Source organism: Sodalis sp. RH16 (genome assembly GCF_047324245.1).
GTDB lineage: Bacteria > Pseudomonadota > Gammaproteobacteria > Enterobacterales > Enterobacteriaceae > Acerihabitans > Acerihabitans ligni.
Genome location: NZ_CP178737.1, coordinates 1,776,591 through 1,800,951 on the forward strand (window position 1 = coordinate 1,776,591; position 24,361 = coordinate 1,800,951).

At 51.5% G+C, this 24,361-nt stretch carries 23 protein-coding genes; 9 read left to right on the top strand and 14 right to left on the bottom strand.

Annotation, left to right across the window (positions count from 1 at the left end; genetic code table 11):
- Positions 1 to 70: 70 nt before the first annotated feature.
- Positions 71 to 403 carry a helix-turn-helix domain-containing protein gene (locus ACL2XJ_RS08095; protein WP_203524265.1) on the bottom strand — a complete coding sequence of 111 codons (333 nt, stop codon included), beginning with the start codon at positions 401 to 403 and terminating at the stop codon, positions 71 to 73.
- A 96-nt stretch (positions 404 to 499) separates the two neighbouring features.
- Between ACL2XJ_RS08095 and ACL2XJ_RS08100 the strand changes: the two genes are divergently transcribed.
- On the top strand, positions 500 to 760 hold the full coding sequence (locus ACL2XJ_RS08100) for a helix-turn-helix domain-containing protein (protein ID WP_413726181.1): 261 nt from the start codon (positions 500 to 502) through the stop codon (positions 758 to 760).
- Between the two features lie 249 nt (positions 761 to 1,009).
- Here the strand turns inward: ACL2XJ_RS08100 and ACL2XJ_RS08105 are convergent, their stop codons facing one another.
- From ACL2XJ_RS08105 to rpmH, 7 genes are all read right to left on the bottom strand, one after another.
- Positions 1,010 to 1,303, bottom strand: coding sequence for a type II toxin-antitoxin system RelE/ParE family toxin (locus tag ACL2XJ_RS08105; protein WP_413726182.1), 294 nt, complete (start codon positions 1,301 to 1,303; stop codon positions 1,010 to 1,012).
- On the bottom strand, positions 1,291 to 1,572 hold the full coding sequence (locus tag ACL2XJ_RS08110) for a CopG family ribbon-helix-helix protein (RefSeq protein WP_331122750.1): 282 nt from the start codon (positions 1,570 to 1,572) through the stop codon (positions 1,291 to 1,293). Before ACL2XJ_RS08110 ends, ACL2XJ_RS08105 begins: the two co-directional genes overlap by 13 nt.
- 151 nt (positions 1,573 to 1,723) lie before the next feature.
- Entirely contained in the window at positions 1,724 to 3,088 is a 1,365-nt protein-coding gene (gene mnmE, locus ACL2XJ_RS08115; RefSeq protein WP_413726183.1) for a tRNA uridine-5-carboxymethylaminomethyl(34) synthesis GTPase MnmE, read from the bottom strand.
- A gap of 224 nt (positions 3,089 to 3,312) precedes the next feature.
- Positions 3,313 to 4,959 carry a membrane protein insertase YidC gene (gene yidC, locus ACL2XJ_RS08120; protein WP_132924067.1) on the bottom strand — a complete coding sequence of 549 codons (1,647 nt, stop codon included), beginning with the start codon at positions 4,957 to 4,959 and terminating at the stop codon, positions 3,313 to 3,315.
- A gap of 2 nt (positions 4,960 to 4,961) precedes the next feature.
- Positions 4,962 to 5,219 (bottom strand): membrane protein insertion efficiency factor YidD, encoded by a 258-nt coding sequence (gene yidD, locus ACL2XJ_RS08125; protein ID WP_132924066.1) that lies wholly within the window; start codon positions 5,217 to 5,219, stop codon positions 4,962 to 4,964.
- A complete protein-coding gene (gene rnpA / locus ACL2XJ_RS08130; RefSeq protein WP_132924065.1) occupies positions 5,183 to 5,542 on the bottom strand; it encodes a ribonuclease P protein component in 360 nt (119 codons plus the stop codon). The genes yidD and rnpA overlap by 37 nt, the downstream gene beginning before the upstream one ends.
- 17 nt (positions 5,543 to 5,559) lie before the next feature.
- Positions 5,560 to 5,703 carry a 50S ribosomal protein L34 gene (gene rpmH / locus ACL2XJ_RS08135; protein ID WP_132924064.1) on the bottom strand — a complete coding sequence of 48 codons (144 nt, stop codon included), beginning with the start codon at positions 5,701 to 5,703 and terminating at the stop codon, positions 5,560 to 5,562.
- Positions 5,704 to 6,334: 631 nt separating this feature from the next.
- Here rpmH and dnaA point away from each other — a divergent pair.
- The 5 genes from dnaA to yidA all read left to right on the top strand — a co-directional run bounded on the left by dnaA (position 6,335) and on the right by yidA (position 14,075).
- Positions 6,335 to 7,726: a chromosomal replication initiator protein DnaA gene (gene dnaA / locus ACL2XJ_RS08140; protein ID WP_132924063.1), complete on the top strand. Its 1,392-nt coding sequence runs from the start codon at positions 6,335 to 6,337 to the stop codon at positions 7,724 to 7,726.
- Positions 7,727 to 7,728: 2 nt separating this feature from the next.
- A complete protein-coding gene (dnaN, locus tag ACL2XJ_RS08145) occupies positions 7,729 to 8,829 on the top strand; it encodes a DNA polymerase III subunit beta (RefSeq protein ID WP_132924062.1) in 1,101 nt (366 codons plus the stop codon).
- A gap of 25 nt (positions 8,830 to 8,854) precedes the next feature.
- Positions 8,855 to 9,949: a DNA replication/repair protein RecF gene (gene recF, locus ACL2XJ_RS08150; RefSeq protein ID WP_413726184.1), complete on the top strand. Its 1,095-nt coding sequence runs from the start codon at positions 8,855 to 8,857 to the stop codon at positions 9,947 to 9,949.
- 18 nt (positions 9,950 to 9,967) lie between these two features.
- Positions 9,968 to 12,382 carry a DNA topoisomerase (ATP-hydrolyzing) subunit B gene (gene gyrB / locus ACL2XJ_RS08155; RefSeq protein ID WP_132924060.1) on the top strand — a complete coding sequence of 805 codons (2,415 nt, stop codon included), beginning with the start codon at positions 9,968 to 9,970 and terminating at the stop codon, positions 12,380 to 12,382.
- 874 nt (positions 12,383 to 13,256) lie between these two features.
- Entirely contained in the window at positions 13,257 to 14,075 is an 819-nt protein-coding gene (gene yidA, locus ACL2XJ_RS08160) for a sugar-phosphatase (RefSeq protein ID WP_413726185.1), read from the top strand.
- Between the two features lie 558 nt (positions 14,076 to 14,633).
- On the opposite strand, the gene ACL2XJ_RS08165 is transcribed toward yidA, so the two are convergent.
- Complete coding sequence (locus ACL2XJ_RS08165) at positions 14,634 to 15,476, bottom strand: transposase (RefSeq protein WP_413726186.1); 843 nt, start codon at positions 15,474 to 15,476, stop codon at positions 14,634 to 14,636.
- A 277-nt stretch (positions 15,477 to 15,753) separates the two neighbouring features.
- Between ACL2XJ_RS08165 and ACL2XJ_RS08170 the strand changes: the two genes are divergently transcribed.
- Complete coding sequence (locus ACL2XJ_RS08170; protein WP_413726187.1) at positions 15,754 to 17,343, top strand: FGGY-family carbohydrate kinase; 1,590 nt, start codon at positions 15,754 to 15,756, stop codon at positions 17,341 to 17,343.
- Positions 17,344 to 17,416: 73 nt separating this feature from the next.
- On the opposite strand, the gene ACL2XJ_RS08175 is transcribed toward ACL2XJ_RS08170, so the two are convergent.
- Complete coding sequence (locus ACL2XJ_RS08175) at positions 17,417 to 17,746, bottom strand: YceK/YidQ family lipoprotein (RefSeq protein WP_132924056.1); 330 nt, start codon at positions 17,744 to 17,746, stop codon at positions 17,417 to 17,419.
- Positions 17,747 to 18,032: 286 nt separating this feature from the next.
- On the opposite strand from ACL2XJ_RS08175, the gene ibpA reads away from it, so the two are divergent.
- On the top strand, positions 18,033 to 18,446 hold the full coding sequence (gene ibpA / locus ACL2XJ_RS08180; protein WP_413726188.1) for a small heat shock chaperone IbpA: 414 nt from the start codon (positions 18,033 to 18,035) through the stop codon (positions 18,444 to 18,446).
- Positions 18,447 to 18,580: 134 nt separating this feature from the next.
- A complete protein-coding gene (gene ibpB / locus ACL2XJ_RS08185) occupies positions 18,581 to 19,033 on the top strand; it encodes a small heat shock chaperone IbpB (RefSeq protein WP_203524311.1) in 453 nt (150 codons plus the stop codon).
- Positions 19,034 to 19,190: 157 nt separating this feature from the next.
- Here ibpB and ACL2XJ_RS08190 read toward each other — a convergent pair whose 3' ends face one another.
- From ACL2XJ_RS08190 to ACL2XJ_RS08205, 4 genes are all read right to left on the bottom strand, one after another.
- Entirely contained in the window at positions 19,191 to 20,450 is a 1,260-nt protein-coding gene (locus tag ACL2XJ_RS08190; RefSeq protein ID WP_132924054.1) for a valine--pyruvate transaminase, read from the bottom strand.
- A 92-nt stretch (positions 20,451 to 20,542) separates the two neighbouring features.
- Positions 20,543 to 21,544 (bottom strand): AI-2E family transporter, encoded by a 1,002-nt coding sequence (locus ACL2XJ_RS08195; protein WP_132927929.1) that lies wholly within the window; start codon positions 21,542 to 21,544, stop codon positions 20,543 to 20,545.
- A gap of 367 nt (positions 21,545 to 21,911) precedes the next feature.
- Positions 21,912 to 22,886, bottom strand: a complete 975-nt coding sequence (gene ghrB, locus ACL2XJ_RS08200) for a glyoxylate/hydroxypyruvate reductase GhrB (RefSeq protein WP_203524275.1) — start codon at positions 22,884 to 22,886, stop codon at positions 21,912 to 21,914.
- A gap of 94 nt (positions 22,887 to 22,980) precedes the next feature.
- Positions 22,981 to 24,246, bottom strand: a complete 1,266-nt coding sequence (locus ACL2XJ_RS08205; protein ID WP_413726867.1) for an MFS transporter — start codon at positions 24,244 to 24,246, stop codon at positions 22,981 to 22,983.
- Between the last annotated feature and the right edge of the window lie 115 nt (positions 24,247 to 24,361).

The following is a 24,361-nucleotide window of genomic DNA, read 5'->3' on the forward strand; positions in this document are numbered from 1 at the left end:
TTGGTGAATTTTTCATCATTGCACTGTTGGGGCATTCAGTATAAATCTGACTTGTAGGGGAACCAAACCATCAATGCTTCCTTTCAGCCCGCCTTTTTATCAATGTAAAAATCTCTGTTTTCTCTTCCGGCGATAGCGTCAGGAATGCCAGCATCAATTCGGCTAACATATCATCGTCGGTATAAAAATAAGCTAACGGCACCTCCAGCACATCGGCTAACTGCTGGGCGGTCTTGATGCTGGCCTCATGGACGCCTTTCTCATAACGATTGATACGGGCACTTGCGACAAACTCGTCAATCCCGGCGGCAATGCCGAGCTTCTTCTGTGATAAACCCTTAGCAAGCCGTGCCTGCTTGAGTCGCTGGTAAAAAACTTCATGGTAGTTTGGTTTAGATTTCATAACTACGATAATCGTAGTTATGGCTTGAAATCGATACTACGAATAACGTAGTATTGGGAGCCTATATTCTCTTAATGGCAAAGAGTTAAGGTTTACATGAAAAACGACTGGCATCCGGCGGATATAATCGCTGCCTTGCGAAAACAGGGCACCACATTGGCTGGGCTTTCACGCTCCGCCGGCCTTGGCTCATCGACACTGGCAAATGCGCTGACGCGTCCTTGGCCGAAAGGTGAATGGCTTATTGCCGAGGCACTGAGTATTCATCCTGCTGAGATTTGGCCGAGTCGCTATTATGATGGTGTGGGGGGGTTGATAGATCGTAAGATCAGAATTCGGGAAAAACGGCCGAAGTGACGCCTGAGCATTAATACACGCCGCCGCTGGTTATTCGCTTTCTAATATTTTTAGGCTTGCTGTGACATTATACGAATGCGAGTCTATTTCTGGTTAGTCCGCTATGAACCTACGCAGATACGATACAAAAGCTGGAAAACGTGGATATCCGGTTGATTTACCATTGTATTTATTGTCGTGTTTTTGTGCGGTGGGCACAATCTTGGACACAAAACGGTAGTCGTTTATAACACTTTAATTTCTCGCGGGTTAATACCCTGCTTCTTTCTGATGCCGAAAGGCCAGCACATAAACACGGTCTTTTATTTTCTCGTAGCGGTACAACGCCACATAGCCGGAATCGCCGAATTCAATCATCAGTTCGCGTAATACCGGCAGCTCAGTAAAAGGGCGGCCCATTTCGGGGTTGTTTCCCCGTTGCTCAAAATGCGCTTCGAGAACCTGACCCGCCCTAATGGCTGCCAGCGGATTTTTGCTGGTCAGGAACTCACGACAGCGCGTTAACCCGGTTGCAGTTCGTTGTGTGATGATTACTTGTGGCATTCAGGAATATCCGTTTCCGCTTCTGTTCCCCAGCCACGCAGCCAGGTTTTGACTTCATCACCCGTCAGATGCAGGCCGGTTTCCTGATACTCACGCCAAGAGTCGATGGCTTCCTGCTTAAAACTCTCGCGTGCCTCTTCGTGTTCAATATATTGTGTGATAGCGGCAATCATCAGATAGTGTGGGCTGCGATCGCGTGAATCCGCCAGTTTTTTGACACGCTCTTTGAGTCTGTCGTCGATCTTGAGTGTGGTGCTTGATGTTGACATGAAGCTGGCCTCTTATGGAGTATAAGGTGTTACCTGTTACCAGTTTCATGTGTGGATAGGGTAAGGGCAATACTTGAGAAGATGATTATTGTTTGGACCTATCAAAGCCAGGATAATCGGTGTCCATTTTAATTGTCCTATCTAACCAACATCACTTCCCGATACAAAAACTCGAAAATATCCGTCCCAGCAAATCATCCGAAGTGAATTCACCGGTAATTTCGCTTAATGCCTGCTGCGCCAGCCGTAATTCCTCCGCCAGTAGCTCACCAGCGTAAGCACTTACTAACTGTTCTTTGCCCATTATCAGATGTTCCGCCGCCGTATCCAGGGCCTGCAGATGACGCCGCCGGGCAAGGAAGCCCCCCTCCAGGTTGCCGTTGAAGCCGATGCTTTGCAGTAAATGGTCCCGCAGCAGGTCGATGCCGGCGCCGGAATGGGCGGAAAGGGTAATAAGTGAGTGGCCATTCACTTCGCTTACGGTTTCGGCTTCACCGGTCAGATCGGCTTTGTTACGGATAACGGTTATGGGCAACGCGGCGGGAACCCTGGCGACAAACTCCGGCCACAGGGTATTGGGGTCGTTTACCGCGGTGGTGGTGCCGTCCACCATCAGCAGCACATGGTCTGCCTGTTCTATCTCCTGCCAGGCGCGTTGGATGCCGATGCGTTCCACTTCATCACCCGCTTCCCGCAGGCCGGCGGTGTCGATAATATGCAGCGGCATGCCGTTCAGCAGGATATGTTCCCGCAGAACGTCGCGGGTGGTGCCGGCGATATCGGTAACAATGGCTGCTTCCCGACCGGCCAAGGCATTGAGCAGGCTGGATTTACCGGCGTTGGGGCGACCGGCTATCACGACCTTCATGCCTTCTCGCAGCAGGCTGCCCTGGCGGGCTTCGGAGCGTACCGTTTTAAGCTCGTCCATGACCTCGTTGAGCCGGCGTTCAATCCTGCCGTCGGAGAGAAAGTCGATTTCCTCGTCAGGGAAGTCGATGGCGGCTTCTACATAGATGCGAAGGTTAGTGAGTGCTTCCACCAAATGCTGTATGCGTTGGGAAAAAACGCCCTGGAGCGAATTCACCGCCGAACGGGCGGCCTGCTGCGAACTGGCGTCAATCAGGTCGGCGATGGCCTCGGCCTGGGCCAAATCAAGCTTATCGTTGAGGAACGCCCGTTCAGAGAACTCTCCCGGACGGGCGATACGCACGCCTGGCAGCCCCAGGACGCGTTTTATCAACATATCCAATATCACCGTGCCACCGTGGCCGTGCAGTTCCAGCACGTCCTCGCCGGTAAAGGAATTCGGGCCGGGAAACCATAGGGCTATGCCTTGATCAAGCACAGCGCCGTCCTCGTCGCGAAACGGCAGATAATCGGCGTAGCGGGGTTTGGGTAGTTTGCCCAGCAGCCGGCGCGCCGCCTCGGCGGCCAAGCGGCCGGAAATCCGCACGATGCCTACCCCGCCGCGTCCCGGCGGCGTGGCGAGGGCTACAATGGTATCGGACTGGCTCATGCTGTTCTCTCTTCGCGCTTGGACGGCGCGCATAATAAAAAAAGGCGGCCATATGACCGCCCTTGCATTTGCTGACGAAGTTTCCAGTCGGAACAGGATGCTAGATCGTAAACACGCCGTAAACCCATCCCTGGGGGCTCGATCCGCGCCGTCCATGGCGCGGACGGTTTACTCTTCTATCATCCTGTCCCGCCTCGTTGACTCCGAGAAAATTTGCATAACTGCTAGGTTTTCTTTTTATCCCGGCTGTGCAAACCGCGTTTTTCCAGGCCGCGATAAATCAGCTGCTGCTGGATAATGGTCACCATGTTGCTGATGATATAGTACAGCACCAGGCCCGACGGGAACCACAGGAAGAATACGGTAAAGATCACCGGCATAAAGGTCATGACCTTCTGCTGCATCGGGTCGGCAACGGTGGTGGGCGACATCTTCTGAATGAAGAACATCGTAATGCCCATCAGGATCGGCAGGATGTAATAGGGGTCCTGAGCGGAAAGATCTTGTATCCACAGGATAAACGGAGCGCCGCGCAGCTCGATGGAGCCCATCAGCATATAATACAGCGCCAGGAAGATAGGCATCTGCACCACCAGCGGCAGGCAACCCCCCAGCGGGTTGACCTTCTCGGTCTTATACAGCGCCATCATTTCCTGGCTCATGCGCTGCTTGTCGTCGCCGATACGCTCGCGCATGGCCGCCAGTTTGGGCTGCAGCATGCGCATCTTCGCCATGGAGGTGTATTGCGCTTTGGTCAGCGGATACATGATGCCACGGACGATAAAGGTGATGACGATAATCGAGAAGCCCCAGTTACCGACGTAGCTATGAATAAACTTCAGCAGCTTGAACAGCGGTTGACTGATAAACCACAGCCAGCCGTAATCCACGGTTAAATCCAGGTGCGGCGCGATGGCGGCCATTTTGTCCTGGATTTCCGGACCAACCCATAACGTCGCGTCCAAGGTGTTCTGCGCGCCGGGGGCCACGGTAACCGGGGTGGATTTGAAACCTACTGCCGCCTGGCCGTTGTCCAGATTGCTGGTGAAGAAATTATGGTTGCCGGGGGTTTGCGGAATCCAGGCGGTGGCGAAATATTGCTGCAGCATGGCGACCCAGCCGCCCTGGGTATTGATGTTCAGGTTATCGTCTTTGATATTGCTGAAGCTGTATTTCTTGTATTTGGTATCGCTTGACGAGTAAGCCGCGCCGCGGTAGGTGTGCAGCGCAAAATTACTGCTGCTGGTATCGCGGTGCTTCGGCAGATCCACGGACTGCTTCAATTGGCCGAACATCACCAGTTCAAGGGGTTTGTCGCTGGTGTTGTTGACGCTGTATTCCACATTCACCGCATAGTCGCCGCGTTTGAGGATGAAAGTCTTGGTATAGGCGACGCCGTCCGGCGCGGTATAGGTCAGGGGAACGCGTAGCTCGCCCTGGTTATCCGCCAGGACATAGGTGTCCTGATTGATATTGTACAGAGGACGTTCGCCGTTGGCCGGATTATCCGGACCATTTTTGCCGGTCAGGCCGCTTTGCGCCTGATAAACAAATTCGGGGGAGGTTTCAAGCAAATGGAAAGGTTGATCTGAACCCAATTTATCAGGATAAGTCAGCAAGTGAGCCTGCTCGATATCGCCGCCACGGGTATTGATGGAAAGCGACAGAACGTCGGTTTTCACTTTGATCAATTGCCCTTGCCCACTGGCGGGTAAACCCTGATTTGCTGCGTCACCGGTAGCTGTGTTCGCTGTCTGTTGCGTAGTCTGAACCGTCGCAGGCTGCGGATTGTGGTCCGTTTGCCAGGCTTGCCAGATCATGAAAGACACGAACAGCAGAGCGATGAAAAGAAGATTGCGTTGCGAATCCATCGTTAATGTTCTCTGTTATCGTTGGTTTTCGGCGGCACGGGGTCATCGCCACCTGGGTTCAAAGGGTGGCATTTTAATACGCGTTTTAATGTCAACCAACTGCCTTTTAACATACCGAACCTGCGTATTGCCTCGATACCATACTGCGAGCATGTGGGCTGGAACCGGCAATGAGGCCCCAGCAGCGGGCTGATATAGAGTTGATACAAGCGTATCAGCCCGATCAGCAGCCCGGAGACTGGCGACAATGGCGGCGCCATAACTTTTCCAACGCTTCCGTCAAAGCGTGATTATCTAAATCCGCCACCCCTTTTTTGGCGATAACGACAAAATCCATTGCGGGCAGGGCGTGCTGGTGCGTCCGAAAGCTTTCTCGCGTAAGACGCTTGATGCGGTTTCGTTCATGAGCCCGTTTTACATGTTTTTTGGCGACTGTCAAACCGACGCGGGGATGCCCCAGCATGTTCAGGCGGCCGAGGATGGTGATTTGCGGCGTGCCGGCCCGTTGTGGCTGCTGGAAGACGAAAGTAAAATGATTGGGAGTTAACAACCGTAACTCCCTGGGAAATGCGAGCTTAACCACCCGGGGGGTTAGCTTTATTACTTCGAAGAGACGGTCAGACGTGCACGGCCTTTAGCACGACGGCGTGCCAAAACCAGACGACCATTCTTCGTTGCCATACGCGAGCGGAAACCGTGATCACGGTTACGTTTCAATACGGACGGTTGGAAAGTGCGTTTCATAGCGATTTCTACCTAACTAATATTTGACTTCACAGTAAACGCGTTTGGCTGTTCGGCGTGAAAAGACCGACGCCTCAATCGCATTACGCATTAAAGAGGCGGGATTGTAGTAATTGTACAGTCCTGAGTCAATTCCCATCACGTTTTACCCACCTGAATACTCGTGCCTGCCCGGAATCTTCGTCTGAAAACAGAACAAAGGAAACAGGCATCACGCGTAGGGGTGAGAATTATACGGGTTCCAGGCCAAAGCGCAAGGATCAGGCGGGATCTGCCGCATTAAATTTAGGATCCCGCCAGAGAAGAGCAACCGTTGAAAATCAGACTATGCTTAATTTCACTGATATAAGACTTACATTTTATCCCAAGGATGGAGAATCGGTTACACTCATTCCCGCCCTTTTCAGCCTGTGGATAAAAAGGATCGAAACTGTGTAGAAGAGGAGGATCTCTGGCGCGCTTTGCGTTATGATCCGCAGTCCCCTGACGGGATCCTCAAGGGGTTTCGTTGCGGTAAACCGTTTAAGGCGGTTCGCGGATTGCCATCGCGGTAACCCGTGTCAAAAAGATGATCCTGAATCATACAGTTTTGTTCTTTTCCTTTGTTGATCTTGTTCGATTGGAGTCCGCCGTGTCACTTTCGCTTTGGCAGCAATGTCTTGCCCGACTACAGGATGAGTTACCTGCCACAGAATTCAGTATGTGGATACGCCCTCTTCAGGCGGAACTGAGTGACAACACTCTGGCATTGTACGCCCCCAACCGATTTGTCCTGGACTGGGTGCGCGATAAGTATTTGAATAACATCAATGGGTTGTTAAATGATTTTTGCGGTACCGATGCGCCTTTGCTGCGATTTGAAGTGGGAAGCAAGCCGCCGTTATCGGTGGTGGTCAATCCGCAGCCGGTGAACCATGTCAATGAGGCGCCGGTGCAGGCGGCCCGTCCCAGGCCCATGCGGCCAAGCTGGGACAGTTCGCCGGTGCAGCCGGAGCTGTCATATCGTTCGAATGTCAATCCCAAGCACAATTTCGATAACTTTGTCGAAGGGAAATCCAACCAACTGGCGCGCGCGGCGGCGCGGCAGGTGGCGGACAATCCCGGCGGCGCTTACAACCCGCTGTTTCTGTACGGCGGGACGGGCCTGGGTAAAACGCATCTGCTGCATGCGGTGGGCAACGGCATAATGGCCCGTAAAGCCAATGCCAAGGTGGTCTATATGCATTCCGAGCGCTTTGTGCAGGATATGGTGAAAGCGCTGCAGAATAACGCTATCGAGGAGTTTAAACGGTATTATCGCTCCGTGGACGCCCTTCTTATTGATGATATTCAGTTTTTTGCCAATAAAGAGCGTTCGCAGGAAGAGTTTTTCCACACCTTCAATGCCTTGCTGGAAGGCAACCAGCAGATCATTCTGACGTCCGATCGCTATCCCAAAGAGATTAACGGCGTGGAAGATCGTTTAAAGTCGCGTTTCGGCTGGGGCCTGACGGTGGCCATCGAGCCGCCTGAGCTGGAAACCCGCGTGGCCATTCTGATGAAAAAAGCTGATGAAAACGACATCCGGCTGCCGGGAGAAGTGGCGTTTTTTATCGCCAAGCGCTTACGTTCCAATGTTCGCGAACTGGAAGGGGCGTTGAATCGGGTCATCGCCAACGCCAATTTCACCGGCCGGGCCATTACCATTGATTTTGTGCGCGAAGCGCTGCGGGATTTGCTGGCCCTGCAGGAAAAACTCGTCACCATCGATAATATCCAGAAAACCGTGGCGGAATATTATAAAATCAAAGTGGCCGATCTGCTGTCGAAACGGCGATCCCGCTCGGTGGCGCGGCCCAGGCAAATGGCTATGGCGCTGTCGAAAGAATTGACCAATCATAGCCTGCCGGAGATCGGCGACGCTTTCGGCGGGCGCGATCATACTACCGTGTTGCACGCCTGCCGCAAGATCGAGCAGTTGCGTGAAGAAAGTCACGATATAAAAGAAGATTTCTCCAACTTAATCAGAACATTATCTTCCTAACTATGAAATTTATCGTTGAACGCGAGCATCTGCTTAAACCTCTGCAACAGGTTAGCAGCCCGTTAGGCGGGCGACCCACCCTACCGATCCTGGGCAACTTATTGTTGCAGGTGGCGGAAGATCGGCTATCGCTGACCGGTACCGACCTGGAGATGGAAATGGTGGCGCAAGTCGCCCTGTCCCAACCCCATGAGCCCGGCGCCACCACTGTGCCCGCGCGCAAATTCTTCGATATTTGCCGTGGTTTGCCCGATGGGGCGGAAATTACCGTGACGCAGGAAAACGAACGCATGCTGATCCGGTCAGGACGCAGCCGTTTTTCCCTGTCCACCCTGCCCGCCACCGATTTCCCCAATCTTGATGACTGGCAAAGCGAGGTTGAATTCACCTTGCCCCAAGCCACGCTGAAACGGTTGATTGAATCCACCCAGTTCTCCATGGCGCATCAGGACGTGCGATACTATCTGAACGGCATGCTGTTCGAGACCGAGGGCGAAGAGCTACGTACCGTCGCCACCGACGGGCATCGCCTGGCGGTATGTTCCATGCCGGTGGGACAGGCGCTGCCGACCCATTCGGTGATCGTGCCTCGTAAAGGGGTGATGGAGCTGGTGAGGATGCTGGATGGCGGCGAAACGCCGTTAACGCTGCAAATCGGCAGCAATAATATCCGCGCCAGCCTCGGTGATTATATCTTTACCTCAAAACTGGTTGACGGCCGTTTTCCCGATTATCGCCGGGTGCTGCCGAAAAACCCGGACAAGACCCTGGAAGCCGGTTGTGATGTGCTTAAGCAGGCTTTTGCCCGCGCGGCCATTCTGTCCAATGAAAAATTCCGCGGCGTGCGCCTGTATCTGAGCAACGATCAGCTGAAAATCACCGCCAATAATCCTGAACAGGAAGAGGCTGAGGAAATTCTGGACGTCTCCTATCAGGGCACTGAAATGGAAATTGGTTTTAACGTCAGTTATGTGCTGGATGTGCTTAACGCGTTGAAAAGTGAACAGGTCCGGTTATTGCTGACCGATGGGGTGTCGAGCGTGCAAATCGAAGACTGCGCCAGCCAGGCGGCGGCCTATGTTGTTATGCCGATGCGTCTCTAGAGATGTGGTAAGGTAGTGTGACTGAATGGCCCTATCGCGTCTTCTCATCCGTGATTTTCGTAATATCGAGTCCGCCGATTTGGCCCCGGCCGCTGATTTCAATTTTTTGGTCGGTGCCAACGGAAGCGGAAAAACCAGCGTCCTGGAAGCCATTTATACCCTCGGACACGGCCGGGCATTCCGCAGCTTGCAGGTGGGGCGCGTTATTCGTCACGAGCAGCCGGAGTTTATGCTGCATGGCCGGATAGACGGGATGGGGTCGGACTCGCGGCAAACGTCGGTGGGTCTGAGTAAAAACCGGCTGGGGGATAACCGGGTACGCATTGATGGCAGCGACGGGCATAAAGTCGCTGAGCTCGCCCAGCTGTTGCCTATGCAGCTCATTACGCCGGAGGGATTCACCCTGCTGAACGGCGGTCCGAAATACCGTCGTGCCTTTATGGACTGGGGGTGTTTTCATAACGAGCCGGGTTTTTTCACCGCCTGGAGTAACCTGAAGCGTTTGCTCAAACAGCGAAATGCGGCTTTACGCCAGGTAAGCCGTTATGCGCAGCTGCGCGCCTGGGATCAGGAATTGATCCCCCTGGCGGCGCTGATAAGCCGCTGGCGGGCCCTGTACAGCGAAGCGATAGCGGTAGATATCACTGCGACCTGCGCCTTGTTTTTACCGGAGTTCAAACTGGACTTCAGTTTTCAGCGCGGCTGGGATCGCGAAAGTGACTACGGCGATCTGCTGGAACGGCAGTTTGAGCGCGATCGGGCATTGACATATACTGCTTCCGGCCCGCACAAGGCGGATTTTCGCATCCGCGCCGAGGGAGTCCCGGTTGAGGATTTGCTGTCCCGCGGCCAATTGAAATTATTGATGTGCGCCTTGCGCTTGGCGCAAGGCGAGTTTCTGACCCGCCAGAGCGGTAGACAGTGCCTCTATTTGATAGATGACTTTGCCTCAGAGCTGGACGCCGGCCGCCGCAGGCTGCTGGCGGAGCGCTTGAAAGCCACCCGGGCCCAGGTTTTCGTCAGCGCGCTGAGCGCTGAACAAATCCGTGATATTACGGATGAAAAGGGCAGGATGTTCCTGGTGGAACAAGGTAAAATACGTATTCAATCCGAAGTTTAAAATGAGCGAGAAACGTTGATGTCGAATTCTTATGACTCCTCAAGTATCAAAGTACTCAAGGGACTGGACGCAGTGCGTAAACGTCCGGGAATGTATATCGGTGATACGGATGACGGCACCGGTCTGCACCATATGGTATTCGAGGTTGTGGACAACGCTATCGACGAAGCCCTCGCCGGCTATTGTAAAGAAATTGTCGTTATCATTCATGAAGATAACTCTGTATCGGTTCAGGATGACGGGCGCGGTATTCCCACCGGCATCCATGAGGAAGAAGGTATCTCCGCCGTTGAAGTCATCATGACCGTGCTTCACGCCGGCGGTAAGTTCGATGACAATTCCTATAAGGTGTCCGGCGGTTTGCACGGCGTGGGCGTATCGGTCGTCAATGCCTTGTCGGAAAAGCTGGAACTGGTGGTTCGCCGCGAAGGCAAAGTCCATGAGCAGACCTATAAAGGCGGCATACCGCAGGCCCCGCTGGCCATCGTCGGCGAAACCGATCAAACCGGGACCACCGTGCGTTTCTGGCCGAGCCTGGAGACGTTCACCAACAATACCGAATTCCAGTATGAAATACTGGCCAAGCGCCTGCGGGAATTGTCTTTCCTCAATTCCGGCGTGGCCATCCGTTTGGTGGATAAACGGACCGATAAAGAAGATCTTTTTCATTATCAAGGCGGTATCAAAGCCTTTGTTGAATACCTGAATAAAAACAAGACGCCGATTCATCCTACGGTATTCTATTTTTCCACGGAAAAAGACGGTATCGGCGTGGAAGTCGCCCTGCAGTGGAATGACGGCTTCCAGGAAAATATTTATTGCTTCACTAACAATATTCCCCAGCGCGATGGCGGTACGCATTTGGTGGGATTCCGTGCCGCAATGACCCGTACCCTGAACTCCTATATGGACAAAGAGGGTTACAGCAAAAAAGCGAAGGTCAGCGCCACCGGCGATGACGCCCGTGAAGGATTGATAGCCGTGGTGTCGGTAAAAGTGCCGGACCCGAAATTCTCCTCCCAGACCAAGGACAAGCTGGTTTCCTCCGAGGTGAAAACCGCGGTGGAGACGCAGATGAATGAGCGGCTGGTGGCCTATCTGCTGGAAAACCCCACCGATGCCAAGATCGTGGTGGGCAAGATTATAGATGCCGCCCGCGCCCGTGAAGCGGCGCGCAAAGCGCGGGAAATGACCCGGCGTAAAGGGGCATTGGATTTGGCGGGGTTGCCGGGCAAGCTGGCGGACTGTCAGGAGCGGGATCCGGCGCTGTCAGAACTTTATCTGGTGGAAGGGGACTCGGCGGGCGGTTCGGCCAAACAGGGCCGGAACCGTAAAAATCAGGCGATTTTGCCGCTGAAAGGGAAAATCCTTAATGTGGAGAAAGCGCGTTTTGACAAGATGCTCTCTTCTCAGGAAGTGGCGACGCTGATTACCGCGCTGGGCTGCGGTATCGGCCGGGATGAATACAATCCCGATAAACTGCGTTATCACAATATCATCATCATGACCGATGCCGATGTGGATGGTTCCCATATCCGCACCCTGCTGCTGACCTTCTTTTATCGCCAAATGCCCGAGGTGATAGAACGCGGTCATGTCTTCATCGCCCAGCCGCCGCTATACAAGGTGAAGAAAGGCAAGCAAGAGCAGTACATCAAGGATGATGATGCCATGGATCAATATCAGATATCGCTGGCGATGGACGGTGCCGCGGTTCATCCCAACGAGCATGCCCCGGCATTGGCCGGCGAGCCGCTGGAAAAACTGGTTGCCGAGCATTATGCGGTGCAAAAGATGATTGGCCGTATGGAGCGTCGTTATCCGCGCGCCTTGTTGAATCATTTGATCTATCAGCCGACGCTCCATGAGCCGGATCTGGCGAACCAAGAGCATGTGGCAAGTTGGATCGGCGCCTTGGTGAACGATCTCAATCAGAACGAAAAACATGGCAGCAGCTATAGCTATACCGTGCGCGAAAACCGTGAACGCCAGCTGTACGAGGCGGTGCTGAAGATTCGTACCCATGGCGTGGATACCGATTATGTGATGGATTTCGAGTTTGTTCACGGCGGCGAATATCGCAAGCTTTGCTCGTTGGGTGAAAAACTGCGCGGCCTGATAGAATCGGACGCTTTTGTGGAGCGGGGTGAACGGCGCCTGCCGGTTACCACCTTTGAGCAGGCATTGGACTGGCTGGTAAAAGAGTCACGGCGCGGTCTGGCCATACAACGTTATAAAGGGCTGGGTGAAATGAATCCGGAGCAGCTGTGGGAAACCACCATGGATCCGGAAAGCCGCCGCATGCTGCGGGTGACCGTCAAAGACGCTATTGCCGCCGATCAGCTATTTACCACCCTGATGGGTGATGCGGTGGAACCGCGGCGCGCCTTCATTGAAGAGAATGCGTTGAAAGCGGCTAATATCGATATTTAACGTTTATCGATAGCGGCGGTCAGCTTTTGATTGGCGCTGAAAACAAAAAAGGCGGCCGTTGGCTGCCTTTCTTTTCAATTTATGGTTATGAATCATTTGAATTTATATAATATAAGTATATATAATCTCTATTATTTGTTTACTATTTTTATAGTTGTGTTTTGCTAGTTCGGATATTTACACGTCTACTCAACTTCTTATATAATGTCAACGTTGTCGAGTTAGGGGCAAGTCACTTTAAATGGAACGACAACGGTAACTGCCGCGCCATTATTTGGCGCGGCGTTTCCTTAGATAATAATATAATTTAATTATAACTAATAAAATATCAAATGAATTAGTATCAATGAACAACTCGCGATCTCGTCATCGTTCGAAAAAGAGTGCCCTCGATGATATAACACGTGATAGCCCTTGGCTCGAATAGCCATACTTCGACGCGCAGCTTTCCATTTTCCGGTTTAATCTTCACCAGTGATTTTGTTTTCATATATTCCCTTCCTTTGGGTTTGCTACTTTTTATGTCACTCAATGACGGCAATCAATAATAAATTATCCGCATAAGAAGTCTAACGAAAGAAGGTTAGAAATATTTCATAATAATGGGTTAAATCAATATTAATTTAATAGTCTGATGTATCTTTAATATTCAAGGATAAAATCATGAGCCCATTGAAATATCTTTCAGTCTAATTACCGGCAACGCAATCTGTGAGCATATTTACCTTCAGGGATGCCTGCAAACCGGAATCAACACGAAACATTCGCCGTAAGCGGTGGATTTGCGCTATTATCGGTTGGTTTAGTATGATGATTGAGTGATGACGGAATGGCGACTGATTCTGGCTTTCCGCCACCGCCTAAAGAGGGTGCAATGACGATAAAACTTATAGCAATAGATATGGACGGGACCCTGTTAAATCATAAACATGAGATAACCCCCGCGGTTAAACGCGCCATAAGCGCAGCGCGGGATAAGGGTGTCTATGTTGTCTTGGCCACCGGCCGGCCCTTTATCGGCATACAGCGCTACCTGCTTGAGCTGGATTTACAACAGGAAGGGCATTACTGCATTACCAATAACGGCGCGCTGGTCCAGCGGACGGTTAACGGCGATCGCGTATCGGAAATTACCCTCGATTTTGACGATTATCTTTATTTCGAGGCGTTATCACGACAGCTTGGTGTGCATTTTCACGCGCTGACTTTCTCCACACTTTATACGGCAAATCGGGATATCGGCCGCTATACCGTTTTTGAAGCTTTTCTGACCGGTATGCCGTTAAAATTCCGCCGGGTAGATGAAATGGACCGGGGTCTCCGGTTTCCTAAAGTGATGATGGTTGATGAGCCGGCTATTTTGGACCACGCCATCAGCCAGATCCCGCAGGAAGCCTTTGACAGATATACCATTATGAAAAGCGCCGAATATTACCTGGAATTGTTGCGCAAAGAGGCGAATAAAGGCGAGGGAGTCAAGGCATTGGCGGAGCATCTGCATATCACGGCTGATGAGGTAATGACGATCGGAGATCAGGCGAATGATTTAGCAATGATTAAGTATGCCGGCATTGGCGTGGCGATGGGGAATGGCATTGATGAAGTAAAAGCCGCCAGCCAGTTCGTGACCAAAAGCAATCTGGAAGACGGCGTTGCGGTGGCAATCGAGAAATTTGTACTGAATTCCCGCTAGCATTGGGGCTTGACGCGAAAACGACACTCAGAGCGGCGTCCCCTAGAGAAAGGGGGATGAAACATGGCGAAGAGGTGCCTGAATGCTATGCCACAAATCTCAGGATGTGCCGGTTAACGCGTAAATCTCAAATAACCAAGGCTTCCACCGTTATGACATAAAGGTTATGGTCATTTTGGGGAAGTCAGACTCAGTCTTATTCTCTGTTCACTTAGCGTTACCTTATATATTATTTGACACCATTTATAGATGATGTAAACAGGTATTTTATACTTCGCTGTACTTTTTTAACTTATTGCCGGGCAACTCACTTTATACGGCGCGAAATTATTATTGGTTGCACTAATTGAAATGAATTTTTCTCCGCACACTTTTAAGTTAGTTTAAAATTCGAACCTATTATTTGATAGCATTCAGCCGAGGACGATATAAGAATATTGTTCATATTGATTGTTCTCCTTCATTATATGCACCTAATTATTAATATGTGTTTGGCCTTGTCCATAAAGGTTCCTAACCATAATTATTCGGTATTTTTTTTCTTTGTCAGTCTCGGATTTATAACCTATTTTTTCTATAATTTTCTAAAGTCATGTTGTGTAATTCTCTACACCAGCGGTGAATGTTAGTACAACAAATATTGTAATGTTTGGCGACCTCATATACAGGCTTTTTAATGCCGCAAGCTTCTTGAACAATCTTTTCTTTTTCTAATGTAGTAAAAGTTTTTCTCTTTTTTTTTAACTCATAAGAATGAATTATGGTATCCAGTGCCAAAAAGGGAGTTTTATTATCTGAAGGATTTTGATAAATATATTCCAGAATTTTTTTTAACTCTGTGATGGACATGGAAAAATGCTTTTTACACCATGAAAATATATATTGATGCGGAATGTCGTGTATTTTAGCCACCCTGCTACAGTTAGAATATGGGTGGCAAGCCTCAAGTACGATAGAACACTGTTCATCACGGCTTCTTGCTTTATGGCTGGCAATACAGCGGTGATGCGGCTTATTATTTTTTTTAAGTTTAATGCCATGTTGCGTTTGAAGTAATAAATCTTTTGCTTTTTCAATCTGAAATGATGAGGAAGGTTTGTTATCTTCACCACAACAAAGGTCGTTTTTTCTTGCTATGGATAAATCAAGAGGAAGGTTATCCTCTTTTTTTGATAACTCTTGTTCAGAACGGTTTGACTGAACCAAGCTAAAAATATATATGTTTTTTGTATGTTTTTCGCTGCTCCCACCTTGATGCTGGTGCGTTTCATGGGATTTCATATCTACATTGTAAGCTTCTTTGAGTCCCATCTTCAGCTTAACATAATTGCCATTAAAACTGACATCGTAACCTTCCCCATGAGTTTTTTCCCAACCGGCAAGGGAACCTATAGTGTTCATTTTTATTTATCTCCATAATGTTATTATACTGTTTAATTGTTATAATAAGTCTTAACTTAAATAAGGTAAAATAACTATTTTTAATGAATTAATTGCCAGCAAATTTCTTCCTTTTTAAGGTTAAAAAATATAACACAGAATATATAAATTTTTTTTCAATAAAGATTCCATCAATAGCGGGTATGCTAGATCCATCTCACAGTTTTTTGTTAAATATTTTGTTGTTCATCATGCTCTTTAGTTAGAATGCTAACTCGTGGTAGTTATGGAGAAATCTATGAAAAACCCATGTTTTATCGGCGTGGATGTGGGATCCGCCAGCGTCCGCGCGGGCATTTTTGACGGGCAGGGTCAGCGGCTGGCTTTTGCTGTGCGCCCGATTCAACAATATCACCCGCGCCCGGGCGTGGTGGAGCAATCATCACGGCAAATCTGGTCTCAGGCCTGTGAGGCCATCAAAGAGGCGGTAAAAGAGGCCGGGGTAGCGCCGGACTCGGTGGTTTCGCTGGGCTTTGACGCCACATGCTCGCTGGTGATGGTGGATGGCAGTGGGCAAGGTATTTCCGTATCTGAAGGCGGGGAAGCCGAGCGCGATATCGTCATGTGGATGGATCATCGGGCGGTAGAGGAAGCTCAGGCAATTAATGCCACCGGCGATGAAGCGCTTGCCTACGTGGGCGGAGAGGTGAGCGTTGAAATGGAGCTGCCGAAAGTATTATGGCTTAAGCGGCATTTCCCCGATCGATACCAGCGCGCCCGGCGCCTGTTTGATTTGGCTGATTTCCTGGTATGGCGCGCCACCGGCGCCGATGTTGCCAGTGTATGCACCCTGACCTGCAAATGGAACTATCTGGCCCATGAGCACCGCTTTAGCACATCGCTTTTACAGGCCGTCGGATTAACGGATTTATTGGAAAAAGTGCCGTCAACCATCCTTGAACTGGGCCAACCGGCAGGCACCCTGAGCGAAACGGCGGCAAGCCAATGCGGCCTGACAACCGCTGTTATCGTGGCCGGCGGCATTATAGATGCCCATGCCGGCGGCCTGGCGCTGGTGAGCTCACGTCCCGAAGGGACGCTGGCGATTATCAGCGGTACGTCTAACTGCCATATGCTGGTAAATCAAAAAGAGATACATGTCCCCGGTGTCTGGGGACCGTATTGGGGCGCGATGTTGCCGGATTGGTGGCTTAGCGAGGGGGGGCAAAGCGCCGCCGGGGCCCTGGTGGACTGGACGCTGCGGCAACATGCCGCCTGGCCGCTCCTGCAGCAGCAAGCGGCGCTGGAACACTGCAATGAATATACCCTGCTTAATCGATGGGTGGCCGCTCTGGAACAGCGGGAACCCCTGCCCACCCGGCAGCTGCATGTGTTGGCGGATCACTACGGCAACCGTTCCCCCCGCTCCAACCCCCATGCCCGCGGCGCGGTTATCGGCCTTACCCTTGAAGAGGGACCGGATGCCCTGGCCCGGCTCTATCTCGCCACGCTTCAGTCCATTGCCTATGGTACCCGCCATATTATCGATGCCATGAATCAGGCCGGTCATCACATTACCCGGTTGATGATATGCGGCGGTGCGACAAAGAATCCCCTGTGGCTGCGTGAGTATGCCAATGTCACCGGTTGCGATATAGAGTTGTCGGCGGAAGACGACGTGGTGACGCTGGGGGCCGCGTTATTGGGGGCGGTTGCCGCTCAAACTTATCCCACCTTGACCGAGGCCGCCCAGGCGCTGGTGCGGCCCGGATCAATATGTGCAGCGGATGCCGGCCAAGCCGCTTTCCACCAGGCGAAATATCAGGTTTATCTGCGCATGTATGAGGATTTGCAGCAGGCGGTGAAGATAATGCGTCCCTGGTGCTGACAGCGAAAGGGATGGCGGCGGATAAAAAAATTCGCCGTTACCCTGGCTAATCGGGCTAATCGGGCTAATCGGGCTAATTGGCGGCGGGGGGATTATCAGCGTTGGCTGAGGAGGCGCCATGCAGCATGCGTTCTCGGGGTGAATCAAGGCGTTTATCGCTGTTTCGGCGCAGGTAATCATAGGGCAGCAGCATGGTGTCGAGCACTGCGGAAAACGGTAAATCAATTGCCGCAAAGGGGATCATGCTCCAATTAGTATCGTCATCTTCCAATACTGCCATGCTGGCTCGGGTTCCGGGATAATAACCCTGGTTGGGGCCGGTATGGGTCATCACACTTGAACACCCTGTGCTGCCCATTAATGCGCAGCTTGCCGTGAGAAAGAGCAATGTCTGTTTTAACATAGTTTCTCTGCATCCATTTTTGTCATAATAATTTGATGGCTACGCATTAGTCGGAATGAGTAAATATGCTGCTGCTACGGCCTATTCAGTGTAAGTTATAATAAACTCTTCTCAATCTGATTTCCCTCAATCTGCGATATTTTTTTCGTATTCCCCCTTGAAAAAATTACGGCCGGCGCCATTTTATAGTTGTGGCCGGGAAAAATATGCCGTAAGGGTATTTGGTCACCGACCTGTCCATCCGGAAGGTTGTTTACCACCTCGCTGATTGCTGGAGGCTTTAACCATGCGTAATTTTGATTTATCACCTCTCTACCGTTCGGCCATTGGTTTTGATCGGCTGGTCAACCTGCTTGAATCCGGGCAGACCCAAAGTAACGGCGGTTATCCTCCCTATAATGTGGAATTGGTAAATGAAAACCAATATCGCGTCGCCATTGCTGTAGCAGGTTTTGCCGAACATGAGCTCGATATTACCGCCCATGACAACCTGTTGACGGTAAAAGGCGCCCATGGGGACGAGCCCACGGAACGCAACTATTTGTATCAAGGCATCGCCGAGCGCAATTTCGAACGTAAATTCCAATTAGCTGAACATATCCAAATTAAAGGCGCAAATTTGGAAAATGGATTGCTCTATATCGATTTAGAGCGTGTGGTTCCGGAAACGTTGAAACCGCGCCGTATTGAAATCAAGTAAACTGGCCGCGCTCCGCAGCCACAGTATGTAATAACATCCGCCTGCCGTAAACGGGGGCAAGCTTAACCCTATCTATATACCCTAAAGATAATGGGTATTACAGATTATCTCGCTTCAAAGAAGGAGTAAATATGATGCGTAACTATGATCTCTCTCCACTATTACGCCAGTGGATCGGTTTTGATAAATTAGCCAGCAGCATGCAGGGCAATCAGGATGACTTTAGCTTCCCGCCCTATAACATCGAAAAAAGCGACGATAACCATTATCGCATTTCGCTGGCATTGGCCGGGTTCCGGCAGGAAGATCTGACTATCGAGGTTGAAGGCCCGCGTTTAAGCATCGCCGGCAAACCCCTGGTGCCGGAGAAGAAGGTGGAATATCTCCACCATGGCCTGGTCAGCAAGCCTTTCTCCCTGAGCTTTACCCTGGCCGAACATATGTCCATAACCCACGCCGAATTTACCAACGGCTTATTGCATATCGATTTGGAACGCCATGTTCCCGAATCCTTGCAGCCCCGCCGTATCGCCATCAGCAGCGGCGAACGGTCCCCGGTGCTGGAACACCAGGCGGACGGGCAATAAAACATTCGACCGCGTTGTACGCCCCAGGTGTGCAAGGGCTGAACCGCCCGCGGGCATAACATTACCTACTGCGCCACATCCTATCCGAAGAGCTATTCGATGGGATGCGGCGCGGTTTTTGCGTTAAAGACAATCCTACGACGCTATTACCGACACATTATTCAGCGGCCGCTTCCCTGTGCGCCCGCTCCACTTCTTCCGCCAAAATGGCGATGCCCCTTTCGATTTTATCGGCCTCCGGGACATAATTCATGCGCATGCATTGATGAGCATGGGGCCAGTCCGGCTCAAGACCGGGGAAAAAATAGTGGCCCGGCACCATTAATACACCGCGCATTTTCAGCCGTTGATATAGCATCTCGGTGGTAATGGGCAGGTTTTGGAACCACAGCCATAAAAAAATGGCCCCCTCCGGTTTGTGGATCAGGCAGCGCTCCGGCGGCAGATAGCGCCGCAGCGTGGCGATAGTCTGCGTCACGCGCCGCTGGTAAAAAGGCCGAATGACGTCGGTGGCCAAAGACATCAGATCGCCACGGCGGATCATGGCGGCGGCCAGTGCCGGCCCAAGGCCGCCGGGGGCCAGGCTGATGATGCCGTTCATATTGCTGATAGCGGAAATCACCTCTTCATCGGCAATCACAATACCGCAGCGCACGCCGGGTAATCCCAGCTTAGACAGACTCATGCATAGAATGATATTGGAATTCCACAGCGGCGTGGCTTCGCTGAAGATAATACCCGGGAACGGCAGTCCATAGGCATTGTCGATTAATAAAGGAATATTGTGCTGTCGGGCCAGCTCATCCAGGCGCAGCAGCTCCTGGTCTGTAATCACGTTGCCGGTGGGGTTGGTGGGGCGAGAAACGCAAATCAGACCAATATCCTCACCCACCTGCAGATGCTCGAAATCAACATGGTATTTAAACTGGCCGTCCGGCAAGCGGGCAATGTTCGGCTTGGTTGAAACGAACATATCTTCTTCCAACCCGGCATCGGCATATCCCAGATATTCCGGCGCCAGCGGGAACAGCACCTTTTTCAGGCTGCCGTCTTGCGCTCGTCCCGCGAAAAGATTGAATAAATAGAAAAAAGCGCTCTGGCTGCCATTGGCCAGCGCAATATTTTTTTCGCTGACCGCCCAGCCGAGCTCCTGGCGCAGCAAGGCCGCCAACGCGGTCAGCAACACGTTTTTCCCCTGCGGACCGTCGTAATTGCATAATGCTTCGCCTAGGGTGCCTTCATCCAACATGGACCGGCAAAGATCATGAAAATATGTTTCCATCGCCGGAATGGCCGCAGGATTGCCCCCTCCGAGCATAATCGCCCCAGGGGTGCGCAGCCCGTCGTTCATATCGTCCATGAGCTGGGCAATGCCCGAATGGCGGGTGAATTTGGTTCCGAAAAGCGAAAAAGCCATGTTATTTATATGTTAAAGGTTGATGAGGGACGTGGTGATACCATACCGCCCTTGCTGCGCCAGGCAACCACTATTTTAACGGCCGAAAAAAGTTAAATCAGGTCCAGGCTGCGCAGCTCGGTTTTAAGATAGGCGTAATAGATAGGCGCAGCCACCAGTCCCTCCAATCCAAAAGCGGCTTCGAATACCAGCATAGCCAATAGCAGCTCCCAGGATTTAGCCTGGATCCGGTTACCGACGATCTCCGCGTTGAGAAAATACTCCAGCTTGTGGATGAGTATCAGGTACAAAAGCATCACCCCGCCCACCGGCAAGGAGATTGATAGCGCCGAGATGATAAACATGAAATTTGAGATCAGGTTCCCTATTATCGGTAGTAAACCAAAAATAAACGTTGCCACCACCAGCGTCTTGGACAGCGGCAAATGAATCTTGAATAGGGGAAAGATAACAAAGATCAAAATGGACGTGAGGACAGTATTGACTAAAGACACCTTGATTTGCGCAAACACGATATTGCGAAAGGAGCTGGATAAATTCTGGATGCGCTGCAGCAGCTGTTCCCGAAAGTAGGTAGTGCGTCCGGAAGGTTTGTTCAACGAAATGATGGCGCCGATAATCAAGCCAATCAGAATGGTGATAAAGCCATGCAGAAAGCTGCGCCCCATGTTCCTGATAGTGATGAGGTTTTTTTCCACCAGCGCGAACACTTCGTTTTTAAGCTCTTCGGCGCTTTCCGGCAGGAAAGCGGGGAAACTCGCGGGGATGCGGTTTTTGATGCCGGAAAAAATCCGGTTCGTTTCGGACGTTATATCAATGCCGCGCTGGATGTTCGAGGTCAGGAAGCTCACCAGGCTGACGATGGCGATGGTCAACACGATTACCACGACGGCGGCAATGATACTGACCACCAGCCATCTCGCCCTGGTACCGCCGATAAGGCGTTCAAACCAGGGTGTCATGGCGAAAATGATTTCATAGGCCAGGAAACCGGCGACAAAGCAGGGAAATAAATGCAGCGGGATGATGATGGCAATAAAAAAAATCATCAAAATATAGGTACTGATTTTTATATAGTCGTGACGGCTGGTCATCATAGTTCCTTGCTCAGTAGGTCCTTGCAAAACGCGTTGGTTCCATTCATATCGCTGTTAAAAGTAAAGCACATGCCTGCATAGCGGCAAAGGTCAATTTTCGCCGGCGGTAAAATCTGCGACCGGTCTTGCGCATCCCACGGGCATAGGGATGCCGCGGCAGCGCATATCATACGCTCTCGCGAGAAGTTCGTTAGCCGTTATTGCCTGGTTGCGGCACAAACGTGGGCGGATGCGGCCGGATGGCGCCTCGCAGCGATAAAGCAGACTCAGACTCAAAATACGGCCGGATGGCGCTCCTTCGCGATATAACCCTGTCTGAGTGCGGTCGGGTAAGCGTCTTCCTGCGATATCCGACCGTTCAGGGTTACTGGATAACCTGCGGATTGACGCAGTTTCGTTCCACTTTGCCGGTCAGGGCGGTAATAAGATTTTCCACCGCTGTAGCCGCCATGTCATAGCGTGTTTCATGGGTGGCGGAACCCACATGGGGCAATGCCACGACATTGGGCAAGCGCAGCAGCGCGGAATCCGCAGGCAAGGGTTCGTGCTCAAAGACATCCAGGCCGGCGGCATGGATACGATGATTTTTCAGGGCGTCGATGAGGGCTTCCTCGTCCACCACCGGGCCGCGTCCGGCGTTAATCAAAATGGCGCTGGGTTTCATCTTCGCCAGCTGGTCGCGGCCGATCAAATGGTGGGTCTGTTCGTTCAGGGGCAAGGTGATGCAAACAAAATCGGACTCTGCCAGCAGGCTGTCTACATCACGATAGCCGGCGTTGAATCGCTGCTCCGCCTGCTCATGCCGATGGCGCGCATTGTATAAAACCGGCATGGAAAATCCCCCGTGGGCCCGTTGCGCCAGGGCCATGCCAATGCGCCCCATGCCGATGATACCCAGCGTCTTGTGGTGGACATCGATGCCATACCAACTGGGATCCACGCTGTCGCGCCATTTGCCGGCTTTGGTGCGTTCAGCCAAATCAACCACCCGGCGTGCGGTGGACAATACCAGCGCCATCATCAAATCGGCTACCGTTTCAGTCAAGGCGTCCGGGGTATGCATCAGCGCGATACCGCGTGCGCTCATTTCTTCCACGTCGAATTGATCGTAGCCCGCCGATATCGTGGAGGCGACCTTAAGGCTGGGCAGCAGGTTCAATCGCTGCTTATCGAATTTGCCGCCTGAACCGATGATTCCTTGCGCTTTCTGCAGTACCTGAGCATATTTTTTGCAATTTTCTTCGCTTAATCCCTCAAACTCTGTCACCGCAAAATGCGTATCCAAGCGTTGACGCAGATCTTCAGGTAATGTTTTATAGGCAACAACAACAGGTTTCATCCTCTTTCCCCTTTCAGCGATATGTTTTATACCCTTCGGGTATACAGAAAGCAGCATAACAGTTTTGCCGGTGAACGAAATAGCCGCCGCCCCGCTAGGCCGTTTGCGGCTGCGTATTCTGCGCCGGTTTGACTATAAGCGTTAACCATACCGAAACCAGCAGGGCTATGGCCATAAACATATAGGATGCCGATGGAGAACCGGTGGCGCCGTTAAGATATCCCACCACCCAGGAGCCGACAAACGAACCGAGGGCTCCCATGCTATTGATAAGCGCCATTGCCCCGCCGGAAACGTTGCGCGGCAGCATTTCGGGCACGATGGCGAAAAATGGACCATACGGGGCGTACATAGCGGCGCCCGCAATGACCAATAATGTATATGAGCCCCAGAAATGATGAGCGCCCAGCATATAGGAAGACAAAAATGCCAAGGCGCCGATCAAAAGCAGCGGCCAAACAAAGATTTTTCTTTTCTGCAGCTTATCCGACGCCCATGACACGAGAATCATGGCGATAGTGGCCGCCAGATAAGGCACCGCCGACAGCCAGCCGGCCTGAACCATACCCATCTCCATTCCGTTGCGCAAAATGGACGGCAGCCATAATACGAAGCCGTAAACACCGATGCTCCAGGCGAAATATTGAATACTCAGAATAATGACATTACGGGAGCGAAACGCCTCAGCGTAATTATGAACCGCTTTTATACCCTCTTGTTCTTTTAACAGCTGCTGTTGCAAAGCCTGCTTTTCACTCTCGGACAGCCACTTTGCCTGAGCGGGTTTATCCTGCACCATAAACCACCAGCAGAACGCCCAGATAATGGCGGGAGCGCCTTCGAGAATAAACATTTCGCGCCAGCCGAAGGAGTTAATCAGGTAGCCGGATAACACCGACATCCACAGTACCGTTACCGGATTACCGAGGATAAGGAAGGTATTGGCCCGTGAGCGTTCGGATTTGGTGAACCAGTTACTGATATAAATCAGCAGCGCCGGCATGACCGCGGCTTCAACCACCCCCAGCGCGAATCGAATCACCATCAACATCGGGATATTGCTGACGATGCCGGTCAGAGAGGCGCAGCCGCCCCAGAGCAGCAGGCACCAGAAAATCAGCTTTTTTACGCTGCGTCGTTCCGCATAGATGGCTCCCGGTATCTGGAAAAAGAAATAACCCAGGAAGAACAACGCCCCCAGAAGGGATGAAATGGTTTTGGTAATGCCCAGATCGTCATTTATGCCTGCCGCGGAGGCGAAACTGAAATTAGCCCGATCGAGATATGCCAGACTGTAACTGATAAAGACAATCGGCATAATATACCACCAGCGCTTTGGTGCTATTTTCGCTATGCTCATCATGTTTCCTTAGTAAGGTAAGGTAGACAATTCCATTCACGGACAATCGTTTACTGGTTTATTGCAAGCGGGGCGGCTGCCCTCATCGAAAAAATGTAAATACGACCGTATGGTA

Bases quoted from the DNA above. Each gene is read 5' to 3' on its own strand.
- ACL2XJ_RS08165 (WP_413726186.1), bottom strand. From the start codon at position 15,476: ATGAACACTATAGGTTCCCTTGCCGGTTGGGAAAAAACTCATGGGGAA.
- recF (WP_413726184.1), top strand. From the start codon at position 8,855: ATGGCCCTATCGCGTCTTCTCATCCGTGATTTTCGTAATATCGAGTCC.
- ACL2XJ_RS08195 (WP_132927929.1), bottom strand. From the start codon at position 21,544: ATGACCAGCCGTCACGACTATATAAAAATCAGTACCTATATTTTGATG.
- ACL2XJ_RS08205 (WP_413726867.1), bottom strand. From the start codon at position 24,246: ATGAGCATAGCGAAAATAGCACCAAAGCGCTGGTGGTATATTATGCCG.
- ACL2XJ_RS08095 (WP_203524265.1), bottom strand. From the start codon at position 403: ATGAAATCTAAACCAAACTACCATGAAGTTTTTTACCAGCGACTCAAG.
- ACL2XJ_RS08175 (WP_132924056.1), bottom strand. From the start codon at position 17,746: ATGTTAAAACAGACATTGCTCTTTCTCACGGCAAGCTGCGCATTAATG.
- ACL2XJ_RS08100 (WP_413726181.1), top strand. From the start codon at position 500: ATGAAAAACGACTGGCATCCGGCGGATATAATCGCTGCCTTGCGAAAA.
- yidD (WP_132924066.1), bottom strand. From the start codon at position 5,219: ATGGCGCCGCCATTGTCGCCAGTCTCCGGGCTGCTGATCGGGCTGATA.
- dnaN (WP_132924062.1), top strand. From the start codon at position 7,729: ATGAAATTTATCGTTGAACGCGAGCATCTGCTTAAACCTCTGCAACAG.
- yidC (WP_132924067.1), bottom strand. From the start codon at position 4,959: ATGGATTCGCAACGCAATCTTCTTTTCATCGCTCTGCTGTTCGTGTCT.
- ACL2XJ_RS08110 (WP_331122750.1), bottom strand. From the start codon at position 1,572: ATGTCAACATCAAGCACCACACTCAAGATCGACGACAGACTCAAAGAG.
- ibpB (WP_203524311.1), top strand. From the start codon at position 18,581: ATGCGTAACTATGATCTCTCTCCACTATTACGCCAGTGGATCGGTTTT.
- ibpA (WP_413726188.1), top strand. From the start codon at position 18,033: ATGCGTAATTTTGATTTATCACCTCTCTACCGTTCGGCCATTGGTTTT.
- gyrB (WP_132924060.1), top strand. From the start codon at position 9,968: ATGTCGAATTCTTATGACTCCTCAAGTATCAAAGTACTCAAGGGACTG.
- ghrB (WP_203524275.1), bottom strand. From the start codon at position 22,886: ATGAAACCTGTTGTTGTTGCCTATAAAACATTACCTGAAGATCTGCGT.
- yidA (WP_413726185.1), top strand. From the start codon at position 13,257: ATGACGATAAAACTTATAGCAATAGATATGGACGGGACCCTGTTAAAT.
- mnmE (WP_413726183.1), bottom strand. From the start codon at position 3,088: ATGAGCCAGTCCGATACCATTGTAGCCCTCGCCACGCCGCCGGGACGC.
- rpmH (WP_132924064.1), bottom strand. From the start codon at position 5,703: ATGAAACGCACTTTCCAACCGTCCGTATTGAAACGTAACCGTGATCAC.
- ACL2XJ_RS08105 (WP_413726182.1), bottom strand. From the start codon at position 1,303: ATGCCACAAGTAATCATCACACAACGAACTGCAACCGGGTTAACGCGC.
- ACL2XJ_RS08190 (WP_132924054.1), bottom strand. From the start codon at position 20,450: ATGGCTTTTTCGCTTTTCGGAACCAAATTCACCCGCCATTCGGGCATT.
- ACL2XJ_RS08170 (WP_413726187.1), top strand. From the start codon at position 15,754: ATGAAAAACCCATGTTTTATCGGCGTGGATGTGGGATCCGCCAGCGTC.